Genomic DNA, 15,363 nt, shown 5'->3' with positions numbered 1-15,363 from the left:
CATGTCCACCACCGAGAGCAGGGTTCCAGAAGCCGTCGTCGCACGGCTGCGACCACACGGTCGCGCCCTCATCTGGCCCAGCCTCGCCGTCATCCTGATTCTGGCGGCCACGGGCTACTTCTACGGCAGCTTCGCCGAGATGTGGCAGAACCTCGTTGTGCTCGGGTCGGCGCTGGTGCTCGGGATCCTGCTCTGGCTGCTGCCGCTGCTCGCCTGGCTCGGACGCCACTACACGATCACCACGCGGCGCATCGTGCTGCGGTCGGGCTTCTTCGTGCGCGTGCGGCAGGAGCTGCTGCACAGCCGCGGCTACGACGTGACGGTGCGGCAGAACGCGATACAGAGCGTGTTCCGCAGCGGCGACGTGCTCATCAACACCGGGCTCGACAAGCCGATCGTGCTGCGCGACGTGCCGGGCGCCGACCTCGTGCAGGAGGCCCTGCACGACCTGATGGAGCTCAGCCAGAACCCCGTCGCCGCGCGCCGGCAGCAGGAGCAGTCGGCGGGCTCGGACGAGACGACCGCCTGGGGTTACCGCTAGTCGAGCGCCGGAGCGGGCTCGGGAGCAGCCGCGGGCTCGGGCGCCTGCTGCCGGGTGTGCAGGCCGGACCCCTCGCGGTGCGCGCCGAAGACCCAGAGCCGGTAGAAGGTGAAGCGGAACGCCGTGCCGAGGGCGAGGCCGACCACGTTCGTCGAGACGTTGTCGGCGAGCACGGAGTCGAAGCCGAGCACGTAGTGCGACACCCAGAGGCAGCCGAGCGCGATGAGCATGCCGCCGAGGCTGACCAGCAGGAACTCCACCGCCTCGCGCACCCAGTGCGGTCGCCGCTCGTTGCCGAAGGTCCAGTAGCGGTTGCCGAGCCAGTTCGCCACGATGGCGAGCGAGGTCGAGATGATCTTCGCGATCACCGGGCCCTCGTGCAGGTCGTCGGGGCTGAGCACGGTCAGGCGCAGCAGGTTGAACACGCCGACGTCGATACCGACCCCCACCAGCCCGACGGCGCCGAAGCGGCCGAGCTGTGCGATGAGAGCTCGCATGCCACCACCCGATGGTCCGGTTCGCCGGGGATGCGGACGGGCCGCATTTGTAGGCGAAGATAGTCAGTAGGGCTGGAAGTCTAGCCGCCCCGTCATCGTCCGAAGTGAAAGCCTGTCGTCGGGCTGGAGAACCGCAGGAGTCGTAACCCATGTCGAAAATCGTCGGTGTGATCGGCGGCGGACAGCTCGCCAGAATGATGATCCCGGCAGCCGTCAACCTCGGAATCACGCTGCGCGTGCTCGCGGTCACCGAGAACGAGCCGGCCGCGCTCGCCGTGACCGCGTACGGCAGCCACCTCGACCTCGACGCTGTCGCCGCCTTCGCCGAGACCGTCGACGTCGTCACCTTCGACCACGAGCACGTTCCGCAGTCGGTGCTGCGCGAGCTCGTCGCCCGCGGCGTCAACGTGCAGCCCGGTCCCGACCCGCTGCAGTTAGCCCAGGACAAGCTCGCCATGCGCGAGCGGCTCGCCGCCCTCGGCATCCCGGTTCCCGACTGGGCCCGTGTCTCGGACACCGACGAGCTCGCGGCCTTCCTCGCCGACCACGGCGGCAGCGCCGTGCTCAAGACCCCGACCGGCGGCTACGACGGCAAGGGCGTGCGCGTCGTGCGCGACGCCGCCGAGGCGGCCGACTGGTTCGCCGAGGCCGACGGCAAACCCCTGCTCGTCGAGGAGCTCGTCGAGTTCCGCCGCGAACTCGCCCAGCTGGTCGCGCGCCGGCCGAGCGGCGAACTCGCCCTCTGGCCCGTCGTCGAATCGGTGCAGCGCGACGGCGTCTGCGCCGAAGTCATCGCCCCGGCTCCCAATTCGGCAGGCAAGCTGGCGGATGTCGCGGCCGACATCGCCACGACCGTGGCGGAGTCGCTCGGGGTGACCGGCGTGCTCGCCGTCGAACTGTTCGAGACCACCGACGACCGCCTCCTGGTGAACGAGCTGGCGATGCGCCCGCACAACACCGGCCACTGGACCCTCGACGGGGCCACCACGAGCCAGTTCGAGCAGCACCTGCGGGCCGTGCTCGACCTGCCGCTGGGCGCGACGGGCTGCCGCGACGAGTGGAGCGTGATGGTCAACGTGCTCGGCGGACCGACCAGCGACGCCATCTCCGACCGGTACGACGCGGCCTTCGCCGACCAGCCGACGGTGAAGTTCCACTTCTACGACAAGCAGCCCCGCCCGGGACGCAAGGTCGGACACGTCAACGCGGGCGGAGACGACCTCGACGATGTCGTCTACCGCGCGCGCGCCGCAGCGGCATTCTTCGAGAATTGACCCTTACGATTGAACGCGTGCCAACTCCCCTCGTAGCCGTCGTTATGGGTTCAGATTCCGACTGGACCATCATGGCGGACGCCGCTGCCGCCCTCGCCGAATTCGGCATCGAGCACGAGGTCGAGATCGTGTCGGCGCACCGCACGCCCGAGCGCATGATCGAGTTCGGCCGCACCGCGCGTGACCGCGGGCTCAAGGTCATCATCGCCGGCGCCGGCGGCGCCGCCCATCTGCCCGGCATGCTGGCCGCCGTCACCACGCTGCCCGTCATCGGCGTGCCCGTCGCCCTCGCGAAACTCGACGGCCTCGACTCCCTGCTCTCCATCGTGCAGATGCCCGCCGGAGTTCCCGTCGCCACGGTCTCTATCGGCGGCGCGCGCAACGCCGGACTGCTGGCCGCCCGCATCCTCTCCGCGTCCGACGACGAACTCGCCGACAGACTCGCCGCGTTCGCCCTGAGCCTCGAGCGACTCGTGGCCGATAAAAACGCGGCGCTCGCTTCGAAGCTGTGACGATCGCCAACCCTGTCCGGTTCCCGGACACCAGTTCACGCACCACCATGACCACCCGGGCCTGGTGGCTCGTGGTGCTCAATATCCTGCTGCCCGGCTCCGCCCAGGTGCTCGCCGGCAACCGCAAGCTCGGCCGCGTCGGCATCGTCGCGACGTTCGTGCTCTGGATCCTCGCGCTCGTGACCCTCGTGCTGTTCCTCGTCGCCCGCACCCTCGTCTATTCGATCGCCACGAACATCGTCGCGCTCACCGTCGTGCAGGTGCTTCTCGTCTTCTACTTCGTGCTCTGGCTCGTGCTCACCGTCGACACGCTGCGGCTCGCGCGTCTCGTGCGGGTGGGGCCGACCGCGCGCTGGCTGGTCGCGGCCCTCGCCGCGCTCGTGCTCGTGGTGCTCGGCTCGACCGCGAACTACGGCGTCGTCGTCGCCGGTTCGACCCGCGACGCGATCAGCGCGATCTTCGCGGGCGGCCAGGCCGCGGGAGCGATCGACGGCCGCTACAACATCCTGCTGCTCGGCGGCGACGCGGGCGCCGACCGCCTCGGTCTGCGCCCCGACAGCATCTCGGTGGTGAGCGTCGAGGAGTCGACGGGCAAGGCGACCATGATCGGCATCCCACGCAACCTCGAACGCGTGCCGTTCTCCGAGGGCTCCCCGCTCTACGAGCCGTTCCCCGACGGTTACGACTGCGGCGACCAGTGCCTCATCAGCTACCTGTACACCTACGGTTCCGAGCACCCCGACCTGTACCCCGACGCCGAGGCCGAGGGCAGCAACGCCGGCGTCGAGGCGATGCGTGACGCGGTCGAGGGCACACTCGGCATCACGCTGCAGTACTACGTGCTCATCGACATGCAGGGCTTCAGCGACCTCATCGACGCCCTCGGCGGCATCACGATCGACGTGGCCGAGGAGCTCCCCATCGGCATCAACGGCGGCCCGGTCGTCGGCACGATCGAGGCGGGCGAGCAGCACATGGACGGCACCACCGCCCTCTGGTACGCGCGCACCCGCTACAACATGACCGACTACGACCGCATGGTGCGCCAGCGGGCCGTGCAGGAGGCGGTGCTCGCGCAGTTCGAGCCCTCGAACGTGCTCACCAAGTTCCAGGCGGTCGCCAAGGCCGGATCGCAGGTGGTGAAGAGCGACCTGCCCCAGGCGGCGCTCGGATACTTCGTCGACCTCGCGAGTAAAACGCGGGCGCTGCCGATCGCGTCGGTCGAGCTGATCCCCGCGAACGGCGTGGTGGTCGAGCGGCCCGATTTCGACGCCATCCACGACCTCGTGGCGAAGTCGTTGGCGCCGACGGCAGAGAAGTAACCTGACCTCGGTCGCAGGCTCCCTCGGCGCTGGGGTCGCGTGATCGCTAGCTCCACCGCGCAAGCCCAACCCGCCCGGGATTACAGGTCGGCGTGCAACTGCCAGACGTTCTCGGCCGACGAGCGCCAGCTGAACAGCCCGGCGCGGTCCTGGCCGTAGGTGCCGAGGCGGGCCGCGTACTCGGGGTCGTCGACCACGGAGCCGACTGCCTGGGCCAGGCGCGACGGGTAGCCGTCGAGATCGCCCACGGCCACGGACAGGCCGGCGTCGGCCGCGAGCTCGGCGAGAGCCGCGGTATCCGAGTGCACCACCGGTGTGGCGAAATGAAAGGCCTCGAGGATGCCGAGTCCGAAGCCCTCGGTCAGGCTCGGGTAGACCAGCACGGCGGCGCGGTCGAGCACGACCGAGAGATCGCCGTCGGAGAGCTCGCCGAGCACCGTCACGCGACCCTCGGGGAGTCCGGCGGCGGCGGCCGCCTCGGAGACCGGCAGGCCGCCGATGTCGTCGGGTCCGATGACGACGACGGGGAGCTCGGTGCTGCCGGGCAGGGCGAGCGCCGCGAGCAGGTATTCGACGCCGCTCTGGGTCTCGAGGCCGCCCGTGGTCAGGATGTAGCGCGGTGGCAGACCGAGGCGGTCGGCGCGGGCGTCGGCGTCGGCGGGCACGGCGAGTCGTGAGCCGGCCGCACTGCCGATGACCCGGACCCGGTCGCCGAAGTCGTGGATGTCGCGCAGAGCGTCGCCCACGGCGTGGCTCGGCACCACGACGGCGTCGGCATAGCGGTGCGCCCGCTTCGCCATCGCCCGCTGCCACGCGGCGCGTTTCGGTGGCAGGGTTTCGGGGTGCATCCAGGCGGCCACGTCGTGGATGGTCACCGCGACCTGGTGGCCGGAGCCGTCCTGGCGGTCGTGGCGTCCGAGCGGGGCGAGCAGGCTGGGCGCGTGGACCATGCCCCCGCCCGGCAGCCGGGTGAACCCGTGCTGCCAGGCGGCGATCAGCTCACGGCGGGCGAGGCTGGTCTTGTAGAGGGTGCCGAGGCCGGGGAGGCGTTCGTCGAGGAGGGCGTACTCGGCCTCGGTGGAGGCGGAGACGATCCCCTCGACGACGCACCCAGCAGGAGCGAACTCGATGAGCGCACGCGTGAGTTCTTCGGTGTAGCGCCCGAGGCCGGAGGGGACCGGTGCGAGCATTTCATCGACGATCACGCGCATCGTGGTCATGGAGCGGTCAAAGCCCCCGTCGCGAAGGCCTCGGTGAGGGCGGTGCGCCAGTCGCGCATCGGCGAGAGGCCGGCGGCGCTCCAGGCGTCGTGGCCGAGAACCGAGTACGCGGGCCGCGGGGCCGGGCGCACGAAGGCCGAGCTGTCGGTCGGCTTCACGCGCGCGGCGTCGAGGCCCGCTCCGGCGAACACGGCGCCGGCGAAGTCGAACCAGCTGCCCTCGCCCGACGCGGTGCCGTGGTAGACCCCGGCGGGAGCGTCGGAGTCGAGCAGGGCGACGATCTGCTTGGCAAGGTCGAGCGTCCAGGTGGGCTGGCCGACCTGGTCGGTGACCACGGAGACCTCGTCGAGCTTACCGGCGAGCGTGAGCATCGTCTTGGCGAAGTTCGGGCCGTGCTGGCCGTAGAGCCACGCGGTGCGCACGATGTACGTGTTCTCCGCGTTGGCCTCGAGGGCGAGGCGTTCGCCGGCGGCCTTGGTGCGGCCGTATGCCGAGACCGGTCCGACCGGGGTGTTCTCGGGGTACGGGGTCGTCGCGGAACCGTCGAAGACGTAGTCGGTCGAGACCTGCACGAGCGTCGCACCGGCGGCCTTCGCTGCCGTGGCGAGGTTGCCCGCGCCCGTCGCGTTGACCGCGTAGGCGAGGTCTTCGTTGGTCTCCGCGTCGTCGACCTTGGTGTACGCCGAGGCGTTGATCACGACGTCGTGGCCGGCGACCGCGGCGAGCACGGCCTCGGCGTCGGTGACGTCGAGTTCGGCGCGGGTGAGCGCGGTGACGTCACGGCCGGCGAGGGCCGTCTGCAGGTCGGAGCCGAGCATGCCGCCCGCTCCGACGATCAGGTAGGTGGTCATCGTCTAGGAGAGCTCGGCGCGGGCCTTGAGGGGCTCCCACCACTCGCGGTTGTCGCGGTACCACTGCACCACGTCGGCGAGGCCCTGCTCGAACGGTACTTGCGGCTCGTAGCCGAGCTCGGCCTGGATCTTCGAGATGTCGACGGAGTAGCGGAGGTCGTGGCCGAGGCGGTCCTGCACGCGGTCGACGTACGACCAGTCCTTGCCGGTCGAGTCGAGCAGCAGCTGCGTGAGCTCCTTGTTGGTGAGCTCGGTGCCGCCGCCGATGTTGTAGATCTCGCCGGCACGGCCGCCGACGAGCACCATCGCGATGCCACGGGTGTGGTCGTCGACGTGCAGCCAGTCGCGGATGTTGTTGCCCTCGCCGTAGAGGGGGACGTGCTTGTCGTCGATCAGGTTCGTGACGAAGAGCGGGATCACCTTCTCGGGGAAGTGGTACGGGCCGTAGTTGTTCGAGCAGCGCGTGATCGAGACGTTGAGGCCGTGGGTGCGGAAGTAGCTGCGCGCGAGCAGGTCGCTGCCGGCCTTCGACGCGGAGTAGGGGGAGTTGGGCTCGAGCGGACGCTCTTCGTCCCACGAGCCCTCGGCGATGGAGCCGTAGACCTCGTCGGTCGAGACGTGGACGAAACGCTTGAGGCCGGAGCGCAGCGCGGCGTCGAGCAGCTTCTGCGTGCCGAGCACGTTGCTCTCGACGAAGATCGAGGCGTCGCGCACCGAACGGTCGACGTGGCTCTCCGCGGCGAAGTGGACGACGGCGTCGACGGTCGGGAACAGGGTGTCGAGCAGCTCGGCATCGCGGATGTCGCCGTGGACGAAGCTGTACCGCGGCGAGTCGGCGATCGGAGCAAGGTTCTCCAGGTTGCCGGAGTAGGTGAGTGCGTCGAGCACAACGACCTCGGCGCCCTCGAGGCCGGGATAGGCGTCTTCGAGCGTGCGGCGCACGAAGTTCGAGCCGATAAAGCCGGCTCCACCGGTGACGAGAATTTTCATGGGGATAGATTCCTTGCGAGACATGGACGTGTGAGTCGGCGGGCACTGCCCCAGCGATTCTAACGAACCGCGGAGGCGGGGGAGGGGACTAGCGGTCGAGGGACCGGCGCACGAGTGCGGAACGCACCCGGAGCCCGATCGTCAGGGAGACCCGGATGGGCCAGAGGTACCAGGCGGCGTACTTCTTGTTGAGGAAGCGGCGGGCGCTCGTGTGGTGAGCGGCGATCATGCGGGCCGAGTCGGAGGTGGTGGAGTGCGCACCGGTGTGTACGACGCGCGCGGACGGGTCGTAGACGTTGCGGTAGCCGAGCTTGCCCAGCCGGTAGCCGAGGTCGACGTCCTCGAAGTACATGAAGAAGCCGGTGTCGAAACCGTCGAGCTCGGTGAACGCGGTGCGGCGCACGAGCACGCACGAGCCGCTGAGCCAGCCGGCGTCGCGCTGCTCCACGGGGGTCTCCGTGTCGTTGCGGTACGAGCGGGTCCACGGGTTCGCCGACCAGAGATTGACGAAGAGGGCGTGGCCGACACCGGTGCGCAGCGACGGCACCGAGCGGGCGGAGGGGTAGACGTCGCCCTCGGCGGTGAGGACGGCCGGTCCGACGGAGCCGATGCCCGGGTCGGAATCGCCGGTCGCGACGAGCGCGTCGAGTGCGCCGGCACCGAGGCTGACGTCGGGGTTGCTGACCAGGACCCAGTCGACCGAGTCGGGCAGTGTCTCCACCGCGGCGTTCACGGCGCCGCCGTAGCCCAGGTTCGCACCGAGGGGAAGGTAGGTGACCCCGTGGTCGGCGGCGAGGCCCGCGACGATGTCGTCGCCCTCCGGTTTGTTGTCCGCGACGACCACCGCGGGCATGCTCGTGCTGCTCTGCGCGACCGATGCGAGGAAGCCGGAGAGTACGTCGGAGGAGCCGAAGCTCACCGTCACGATCGCGACGCGGGGTTCGACAGCCGGGGTGGAGGGGGAGGCCATAGCGCCCCCCAGCATAGTTTGCGCGGCTGTCGCCGGAGGCTCAGCAGGCTGACGGCAGGCTGAGAGCGGGCCATGGAGGTCGTAGGCTATGTTGATCTGCGGCCGTTCGGCCTTTTCCGTGTGAGGGTGAATGCGATATCTGAAAGAAGTGTTCTCGTCGAGAGAACTTCTTGCCAACCTCACGCTTCGTGAAGTCCGGGGTAAGTACAAGAGGACGATCTTCGGGCAGCTCTGGTCTCTGGCCAACCCGCTCGCGCTCGTCGTCATCTACACGATCGTCTTCGCCTTCATCCTGCGGGTGGAGCCCGACCGCGGCGATCCCAGCGGCCTCAACGTCTTCGCCGTCTGGCTGCTCTGCGGCCTCCTGCCCTGGACGTTCTTCGCCAACGTCGTCTCGGCCGGTGCCGGGTCGCTCGTGGCCAACGCCGGGCTGATCCAGAAGGTCTCCTTCTCGCGCATCGTGCTGCCGCTCTCGCTCGTCGGCTCGTCGTTCTACAACTGGCTGTTCGAGATGGGCGTGCTCGTCGTGTTGCTGCTGATCATCGGCGGCCTCGGTGTTCTGCCCTGGCTGCCGCTCGTCGTGGTGATCATGGTCCTGCTCGCGGTCTTCGCCTCGGGCGTGGCCCTGATGCTCGCGATCGCCAACGTCTACTTCCGCGACACCCAGTACTTCCTGTCGATCATCCTGCAGATCTGGATGTACCTGACCCCGATCATCTACCCCGGGTCGCTGGTCAAGACGCAGTCCGACAAGATCGGCTACCTGTTCGGCTCGGAGCTCACCGTCGAGTTCTTCTACAACCTGAACCCGATGGTGCACTTCCTCGAGGTGTTCCGGAACCTCATGTACGACCAGCGGTTCCCCGGCCTCGAGGAATGGGTCATCTGCCTGCTCTGGGCGGCAGTGAGCCTCGTCATCGGAATCTTCGTATTCCAGCGCAACGAGAGAAAATTGGCGGAGGCACTGTGACCGACATCGCGGTTCGCGTGGACCATGTCAGCAAGAGCTTCCGCATGTACCACGAGCGCAACCAGACCATCAAGGCGGCGATCATGCGCGGCCGCACGAGCGTGCACGAGGACTTCTGGGCCCTCGACGACGTCACGTTCGACGTGCCGACCGGCTCGACCTTCGGCCTGATCGGCAGCAACGGCTCGGGCAAGTCGACGCTGCTCAAGTGCCTCGCCAACATCTACTACCCCAACAAGGGCAACATCTCGCACTTCGGCTCCATCGCCGCGATGCTCGAGGTCGGTTCCGGGTTCCACTCCGAGCTCTCGGGGCGCGACAACATCTTCCTCAACGGGTCGATCCTCGGCATGTCGAAGAAGGAGATCACGCGCAAGTACGACGAGATCGTCGACTTCTCCGGCGTCGAGGCGTTCATCGACCAGCCGGTGAAGAACTACTCCTCCGGCATGTACGTGCGCCTCGGCTTCGCGGTCGCGATCAACGTCGACCCCGACATCCTCGTGGTCGACGAGGTCCTCGCCGTCGGCGACGCCGACTTCCAGGCCAAGTGCATGCAGAAGTTCCGCGACTTCAAGAAGGCCGGCAAGACGGTCATCCTCGTCACCCACGACATGGGCACGGTCACCAACATGTGCGACAACGTCGCGTGGCTCAACCACGGAAAGCTCGTGAAGGTCGGCGAGGCCGAACCGACCATCGCGGCCTACATGGACTCGCTGGCCTAGCTGTCACCGCCGGGGAGTCGCCCACGCGGCATCCTCGTCAAGCCGACGATCGCCCAGCTTTGGCTTGCTACCCTCTGAACACCTACACGGCACATCGAAGGAGCGAATTTTCGTGAGCCAGTCATCCGAAAAGAACCCAGATTTCGACGCGTACCAGCGCGAGCTGGCCCGCACCGACGAGATCATCGGTCTGCGCGCGGCGCTGGCCCAGGAGTCGGTGCGCAACGCCCCTTCCCGTCAGCGCGTCGAAGAACTCGAAGCCGAAATCCTCGCGCTGCGCCACTCGACCACGTGGAGGGTCGGCCGCCTGATTATGACTCCCGTGCGCCTGCTGCGTCGCGTGATCAGCAAGGTCAAGTAGTGGTCAACTCGACCATCGCCGTCGTCCTCCCCGTCGCCGGGGCCACGTCGTTCCCGTACCCGCTGCTGCTGGCGTCGCTCTCGACCGACGACACGAGCGACTGGGAGATCATCGTCGCCGGCCGCGTCGAGGGCTACACCGTCGGCGCCGGCGACCCGCGGGTCCGCTTTGCCGGCACGGATGCCACGGACTGGGCCGCCGCCGTCAACGCCGGAATCGAGATGGCCGGCACCGACTTCGTGCTGATCGCCAACGCCGACGGCAAGTTCAGCGCGGGGGAGACCCGCGTGCTGGTCGAGGCACGGCCGGTCGAATCCGACGTCGTCTACACCGACGAGTACATCTTCGGCGTGAAGCCGACGCGCTTCCGGTTCAAGCCGGACTCGTCACCCGAGCGCCTGCGCTGCCAGTTCTACTGGGGCAACGCCGTGTTCTACCGCCGCGAGCTGCTCCAGCGCCTCGGCGGCGTGCGCACCGGCATCCCCGGTGCCGAGTTGTACGACCTCGCTCTGCGCGCCCAGCGCTCCGGCGCCGTCATCGAGCACTTCCGCGCGACCGTGTTCGCCCTCCCGGACGGCACCCCGCCCGTGGGCGCGGTTTCCGGCCAGGCCGCGCTCGACGCCACGCGCACCGTGCTCGAGGAGCACCTCGCCGAGACCGGCGGCGGTTACGTCGAGTCGGTGCACGAGAACGGCGCCCACCGCACGCACCGCAGCGTCGTCGGCGACCCGCTCGTCTCCATCGTCATCCCGACCCGCGGCAGCCTCGGAGAAGTGCACGGCGAGACCCGTTGCCTCGTCATCGAGGCCGTGCGCACCATCATCGAGAAGACCACCTACGAGAACTACGAGCTCGTCGTCGTGATGGACAGCGTGGCCGACCCCGCCGTCACGCAGACCCTGCGCGACATCGGCGGCGACCGCATGCGCATCGTCTGGTGGGACCGCCCGTTCAACTTCTCCGCGAAGATGAACCTCGGCGTCTTCCACGCGCGCGGCGAGTACGTTCTGTTCCTCAACGACGACACCGAGGTCATCACCCCGGGATGGATCGAACCCATGCTCTCGCTCTGCCAGCGCCCCGGTGCGGGTATGGCGGGCGCGATGCTCTACTTCGAGGACGACTCGATCCAGCACGCGGGCCACATCTACGAGCGCGGCGACGCCGGCCACATCGGCACCGTCGGCCGTCGCGGCGCCTCCGGTCCGCTCAACAGCTTCCTCGTGGAGCGCGAGATCTCCGGCGTGACCGCGGCCTGCTCGATGATGCCGCGCGACGTCTTCGACGAGGTCGGCGGTTTCTCGCTGCTGCTCCCCGGCAACTTCAACGACGTCGACTTGTGCATGAAGGTGACCGAACTGGGCCACACGATCTACTGGACGCCGAACACCGAGCTGTACCACTACGAGTCGAAGACGCGGGTCTCCCGGGTCGCGCGCTACGAGGTCGAAACGGCGTGGGGGCGCTGGGAATGGCGCCTCGACGACCCCACCTATTGGCCCTACGGATCGATGTTGACCTCGGACGAGAACGCATCCTTGTAAGATTTCACCGTGAATATCCGCGAACTCAAGATTCCAGACAGCTACGAGATCACCCCGAGGGCCTTCCCGGACGACCGTGGAGTGTTCTCTGAGTCGTACCGCTTCGACGAGCTCGCCAAGGCGTCGGGCCGCTCGATCGACCTCAAGCAGGTCAACACCTCGGTGTCGAAGAAGGGCGTCGTCCGCGGCATCCACTTCGCCGACGTGCCGCCGAGCCAGGCCAAGTACGTGATGGCCCCGCACGGTGCCGTGCTCGACTTCGTCATCGACATCCGCGTCGGATCGCCGACGTTCGGCGAATGGGACGCCGTGCTGCTCGATTCCGTCGACCGCCGCGCCATCTTCATCTCCGAGGGCCTCGGCCACGCGTTCGTCGCGCTGACCGACGACGCCGTCGTCACCTACCTCGTCACCTCGACGTTCAACGCCGGTGCCGAGCACGGGATCGACCCGACCGACAAGGAAATCGGCCTGCGCTTCCCCGAGGAAGCCGGCTCGCTGCTGCTCTCGCCCAAGGACACCGACGCCCCCGGCCTGACCGAGGCGCTCGACTCCGGACTGCTCCCGACGTGGGACGCCTGCCAGGCGTACTACGCCACCCTGAAGGGAAACGCCTGATATGCGCGGTATCATCCTCGCCGGCGGATCGGGCACGCGTCTCTGGCCGATCACCAAGGGCATCTCGAAGCAGCTCATGCCGATCTACGACAAGCCCATGATCTACTACCCCCTCTCGACCCTCATGATGGCGGGCATCAAAGAGATCCTGATCATCACGACCCCCGAGTACAACGACCAGTTCCGTGCGCTGCTCGGCGACGGTTCCGACCTGGGCATCTCGATCGAGTACGCCTCGCAGCCCTCGCCCGACGGCCTCGCCCAGGCGTTCATCATCGGTGAGGAATTCATCGGCGACGAGAGCGTCGCGCTCGTGCTCGGCGACAACATCTTCCACGGTGCCGGGCTCGGCTCGAACCTGCGCAAGAACGTCGACATCGACGGCTCGCTCATCTTCGCGTACCACGTGGCGGAACCCCGCGCCTACGGCGTCGTCGAGTTCGACGACGACTTCAACGCGCTCTCCATCGAGGAGAAGCCGTCGAACCCGAAGAGCAACTACGCGGTTCCCGGCCTCTACTTCTACGACAACGACGTGATCGAGATCGCGAAGACCATCGAGCCCAGCGCCCGTGGCGAACTCGAGATCTCGACCGTCAACGAGGTGTACCTGAACCGCGGCAAGCTGCGCGTGCAGGTCCTCGACCGCGGGACCGCGTGGCTCGACACCGGCACGTTCGAGTCGATGATGCAGGCGTCCGAGTACGTGCGCGTCATCGAAGACCGCCAGGGCTTCAAGATCGGCTGCATCGAAGAGATCGCCTGGCGTGCCGGCTGGATCAACGACAAGCAGCTCGGCGTCCTCGCCGCGCCGCTGATCAAGAGCGGCTACGGCCGCTACCTGGCGAGCCTGCTCGCCGACTGACCGGCTTCCGTCCGACCCGCTCGCCGGGTCGGACGGGCCCGTCGCGGCGACTCCCCGCCATGACAGATTGTCGCTAGTCTGACTCCAGCGAGCACCCCGTCACCGGGGCTCTCAGCGTCCGCCCCGGCCCTACCCGACCACGGCGCGGGCATCCCACGACGGAGTGGGTGCCGCCGAAAGGAGCACAGGTGAATCAGCAATCCGCACCATCGCACCCACAACAGACGGCCGTCGACCACGAGACGCTCGTCGCCAACGACACCGTCCTCGGCCTGCGCGGCGAACTGCGCACGCTCCAGGAGAAGGCTCTCCCGGCCAGCCAGGCCGAACTCGCGATCGCCGAAGAACGCATCTCCGAGCTGCAGGAGGAAGTGCTCGTCCTGCGCGACGAACTCGCCGCAGAACGCTACGGACGGCAGCAGGAGCTCGACAACATCTTCGCGTCGAAGTCATGGCGCGTCGGCTCGGCCGTGCTCGCCCCGCTGACGCGCCTGCGCGGACGCCGCCGGTGATCGCTGCGCCACCCACCTTCTCGATCGTCACGCCCGTCTACGAGACCCCTCTGGACGTGCTGGACGAGATGGTGCGGTCCGTCACCGGGCAGGGCTACAGGGCTTGGCAGCTGATCCTCGTCGACGACCTGTCGCCGAGCGAGGCGGTGCGCGACTACCTGCGAGCTGCTGCCGCGGCCGAACCGCGGATCACCCTGGTGCTGCGCGAGACCAACGGCGGCATCTCGGCCGCCTCGAACGACGCGATCGCCGCCGCCACGGGCGAGTACATCGTGCTGCTCGACCACGACGACCTCCTGGTCGAGGGGGCACTCGAAAAAGTCGCCTCCGCCTTGGCCGCGCATCCGCTCGTCGACTACGTGTACACCGACGAAGACAAGATCGACGGCGACGGGGTGCTCTACGAGGAGTTCCGCAAACCGGACTGGTCGCCCGAGCGCCTGCGCTCCCAGATGTACTGCGGGCATCTCTCGGTGCTGCGCACGAGCATCGTGCGCGAGGTCGGCGGATTCGACAGCGGCGTCGACGGCTCGCAGGACCACGACCTCGTGCTTAAGGTCACCGAGCGGGCGCGGCAGGTCTACCACCTGCCCGAGGTTCTCTACCACTGGCGCGCACTCGCCGACTCGACGGCCTCGTCGGGCGACGCGAAGCCCTACGCGTGGGACGCCGGCGTGCGCGCCGTACAGGCTCACGTCGACCGCCTGGGGCTCGACACCGAGGTGCGCCACGGCGTCTGGTTCGGCACCTACGCGCTGTACCGCCGTCTGGACGAGGGAGTTCTCGTCAGCGTCATCCTCGCCGCCGACGGCTCGGTCGACGGCATCGGCCGCACCGTCCGGTCGCTCGCCGCGTCGACGGAGCATGCGCGCGTCGAATACATCATCGTCTCCGCCTTCGACCGCGGCGAGCTCGAGCGCGAGCTCGGTCAGGCTCCCGACGTCACGATCGTCGAGTGCGGCCACGCGGCGGGCTTCAGCGAACGCTGCAACCAGGGCTTCCTCGCCAGCACGGGCGACGTGATCGTGCTCGTCGACGACGGGCTCGACGTGGTGGCCGGCGACGTCGTCACGGATCTCGCTGCGTGCCTCGCCGAACCGGACGTCGGCCTCGTCGGCGCGCAGGTGTTCGACCACGAGGGACTCGTCTACGGGGCGGGGCACAATTACGCGAACCGCCAGTTCGGCCACGCCCTCCTGCGCTTCCGGCCCGGCGACCCCGGACCGTTCTCCGCGCTGATGATCGACCGGGAGGTCTCCGGCCTCGACACCGAGTGTGTCGCGCTGCGGCGCGAGACCTACATCGCCGTGGGCGGCCTGAGCGAGAGCCTGCCGCCGAAGCTCAGCGATGTCGACCTGTCGTTCAAGACCCGGATGCTCGGCCTGCGGCTCGTCTGGATCAGCCGCGTGCACCTCGCACACCGCGCACCGCCCGAGCGCGCTCCCGCGGCCCGGCGCGCGGCTCTCGACCTGGTGCGGGCGCGGTGGGCGTCGTCGTCGCCCGACCGGCCGAGCTTCGACGTGTGAACGGGCGGGCGCCCAGTGAGGCATGGTTATCGTGGTGCACCGCGCCACACGAATTCGACGGG

17 protein-coding genes are annotated in these 15,363 nt (G+C 68.4%); 12 read left to right on the top strand and 5 right to left on the bottom strand.

What is annotated here, in order from left to right:
• The first annotated feature begins 1 nt into the window (after position 1).
• Complete coding sequence (locus HD599_RS12910) at positions 2 to 541, top strand: PH domain-containing protein (RefSeq protein ID WP_184238202.1); 540 nt, start codon at positions 2 to 4, stop codon at positions 539 to 541.
• On the opposite strand, the gene HD599_RS12905 is transcribed toward HD599_RS12910, so the two are convergent.
• Complete coding sequence (locus tag HD599_RS12905; protein ID WP_184238200.1) at positions 538 to 1,038, bottom strand: GtrA family protein; 501 nt, start codon at positions 1,036 to 1,038, stop codon at positions 538 to 540. The genes HD599_RS12910 and HD599_RS12905 overlap by 4 nt on opposite strands.
• A 149-nt stretch (positions 1,039 to 1,187) precedes the next feature.
• On the opposite strand from HD599_RS12905, the gene HD599_RS12900 reads away from it, so the two are divergent.
• The 3 genes from HD599_RS12900 to HD599_RS12890 are packed head-to-tail and all read left to right on the top strand — an operon-like array spanning position 1,188 to position 4,146.
• The gene (locus tag HD599_RS12900; protein WP_184238199.1) at positions 1,188 to 2,312 is read left to right on the top strand and encodes a 5-(carboxyamino)imidazole ribonucleotide synthase; all 1,125 of its coding nucleotides are present in this window, start codon (positions 1,188 to 1,190) and stop codon (positions 2,310 to 2,312) included.
• Positions 2,313 to 2,356: 44 nt separating this feature from the next.
• Positions 2,357 to 2,824, top strand: coding sequence for a 5-(carboxyamino)imidazole ribonucleotide mutase (gene purE, locus HD599_RS12895; protein WP_184240611.1), 468 nt, complete (start codon positions 2,357 to 2,359; stop codon positions 2,822 to 2,824).
• Between the two features lie 47 nt (positions 2,825 to 2,871).
• Positions 2,872 to 4,146, top strand: a complete 1,275-nt coding sequence (locus HD599_RS12890; protein ID WP_221420505.1) for an LCP family protein — start codon at positions 2,872 to 2,874, stop codon at positions 4,144 to 4,146.
• Between the two features lie 80 nt (positions 4,147 to 4,226).
• Here HD599_RS12890 and HD599_RS12885 read toward each other — a convergent pair whose 3' ends face one another.
• The 4 genes from HD599_RS12885 to HD599_RS12870 form a co-directional block, all read right to left on the bottom strand.
• On the bottom strand, positions 4,227 to 5,366 hold the full coding sequence (locus HD599_RS12885) for a glycosyltransferase (RefSeq protein WP_184238195.1): 1,140 nt from the start codon (positions 5,364 to 5,366) through the stop codon (positions 4,227 to 4,229).
• Positions 5,363 to 6,217, bottom strand: coding sequence for a dTDP-4-dehydrorhamnose reductase (gene rfbD / locus HD599_RS12880; RefSeq protein ID WP_184238193.1), 855 nt, complete (start codon positions 6,215 to 6,217; stop codon positions 5,363 to 5,365). Before rfbD ends, HD599_RS12885 begins: the two co-directional genes overlap by 4 nt.
• A 3-nt stretch (positions 6,218 to 6,220) precedes the next feature.
• Positions 6,221 to 7,207 (bottom strand): dTDP-glucose 4,6-dehydratase, encoded by a 987-nt coding sequence (gene rfbB / locus HD599_RS12875; protein WP_184238191.1) that lies wholly within the window; start codon positions 7,205 to 7,207, stop codon positions 6,221 to 6,223.
• Positions 7,208 to 7,295: 88 nt separating this feature from the next.
• Complete coding sequence (locus HD599_RS12870; protein WP_184238189.1) at positions 7,296 to 8,177, bottom strand: glycosyltransferase family 2 protein; 882 nt, start codon at positions 8,175 to 8,177, stop codon at positions 7,296 to 7,298.
• 130 nt (positions 8,178 to 8,307) lie between these two features.
• Between HD599_RS12870 and HD599_RS12865 the strand changes: the two genes are divergently transcribed.
• The 8 genes from HD599_RS12865 (at position 8,308) to HD599_RS12830 (ending at position 15,301) form a co-directional block, all read left to right on the top strand.
• The gene (locus tag HD599_RS12865) at positions 8,308 to 9,147 is read left to right on the top strand and encodes an ABC transporter permease (protein ID WP_184238187.1); all 840 of its coding nucleotides are present in this window, start codon (positions 8,308 to 8,310) and stop codon (positions 9,145 to 9,147) included.
• Positions 9,144 to 9,875, top strand: a complete 732-nt coding sequence (locus HD599_RS12860) for an ABC transporter ATP-binding protein (RefSeq protein ID WP_343062058.1) — start codon at positions 9,144 to 9,146, stop codon at positions 9,873 to 9,875. Before HD599_RS12865 ends, HD599_RS12860 begins: the two co-directional genes overlap by 4 nt.
• 112 nt (positions 9,876 to 9,987) lie before the next feature.
• Entirely contained in the window at positions 9,988 to 10,236 is a 249-nt protein-coding gene (locus HD599_RS12855) for a hypothetical protein (protein ID WP_184238183.1), read from the top strand.
• Positions 10,236 to 11,780: a glycosyltransferase gene (locus HD599_RS12850; RefSeq protein ID WP_184238181.1), complete on the top strand. Its 1,545-nt coding sequence runs from the start codon at positions 10,236 to 10,238 to the stop codon at positions 11,778 to 11,780. Before HD599_RS12855 ends, HD599_RS12850 begins: the two co-directional genes overlap by 1 nt.
• Before the next feature lie 9 nt (positions 11,781 to 11,789).
• Positions 11,790 to 12,398, top strand: a complete 609-nt coding sequence (locus tag HD599_RS12845; RefSeq protein WP_184238179.1) for a dTDP-4-dehydrorhamnose 3,5-epimerase family protein — start codon at positions 11,790 to 11,792, stop codon at positions 12,396 to 12,398.
• 1 nt (position 12,399) lies between these two features.
• The gene (gene rfbA / locus HD599_RS12840) at positions 12,400 to 13,263 is read left to right on the top strand and encodes a glucose-1-phosphate thymidylyltransferase RfbA (protein WP_184238177.1); all 864 of its coding nucleotides are present in this window, start codon (positions 12,400 to 12,402) and stop codon (positions 13,261 to 13,263) included.
• Between the two features lie 188 nt (positions 13,264 to 13,451).
• Positions 13,452 to 13,775, top strand: a complete 324-nt coding sequence (locus HD599_RS12835) for a hypothetical protein (RefSeq protein WP_184238175.1) — start codon at positions 13,452 to 13,454, stop codon at positions 13,773 to 13,775.
• Entirely contained in the window at positions 13,772 to 15,301 is a 1,530-nt protein-coding gene (locus HD599_RS12830) for a glycosyltransferase (RefSeq protein ID WP_184238173.1), read from the top strand. Before HD599_RS12835 ends, HD599_RS12830 begins: the two co-directional genes overlap by 4 nt.
• Positions 15,302 to 15,363: the final 62 nt, after the last annotated feature.

The sequence above is a fragment of the Conyzicola lurida genome, from assembly GCF_014204935.1.
GTDB lineage: Bacteria > Actinomycetota > Actinomycetes > Actinomycetales > Microbacteriaceae > Conyzicola > Conyzicola lurida.
Note: the sequence above shows the minus strand (reverse complement) of the source record. Positions and strands in the feature narration are given on the sequence as shown.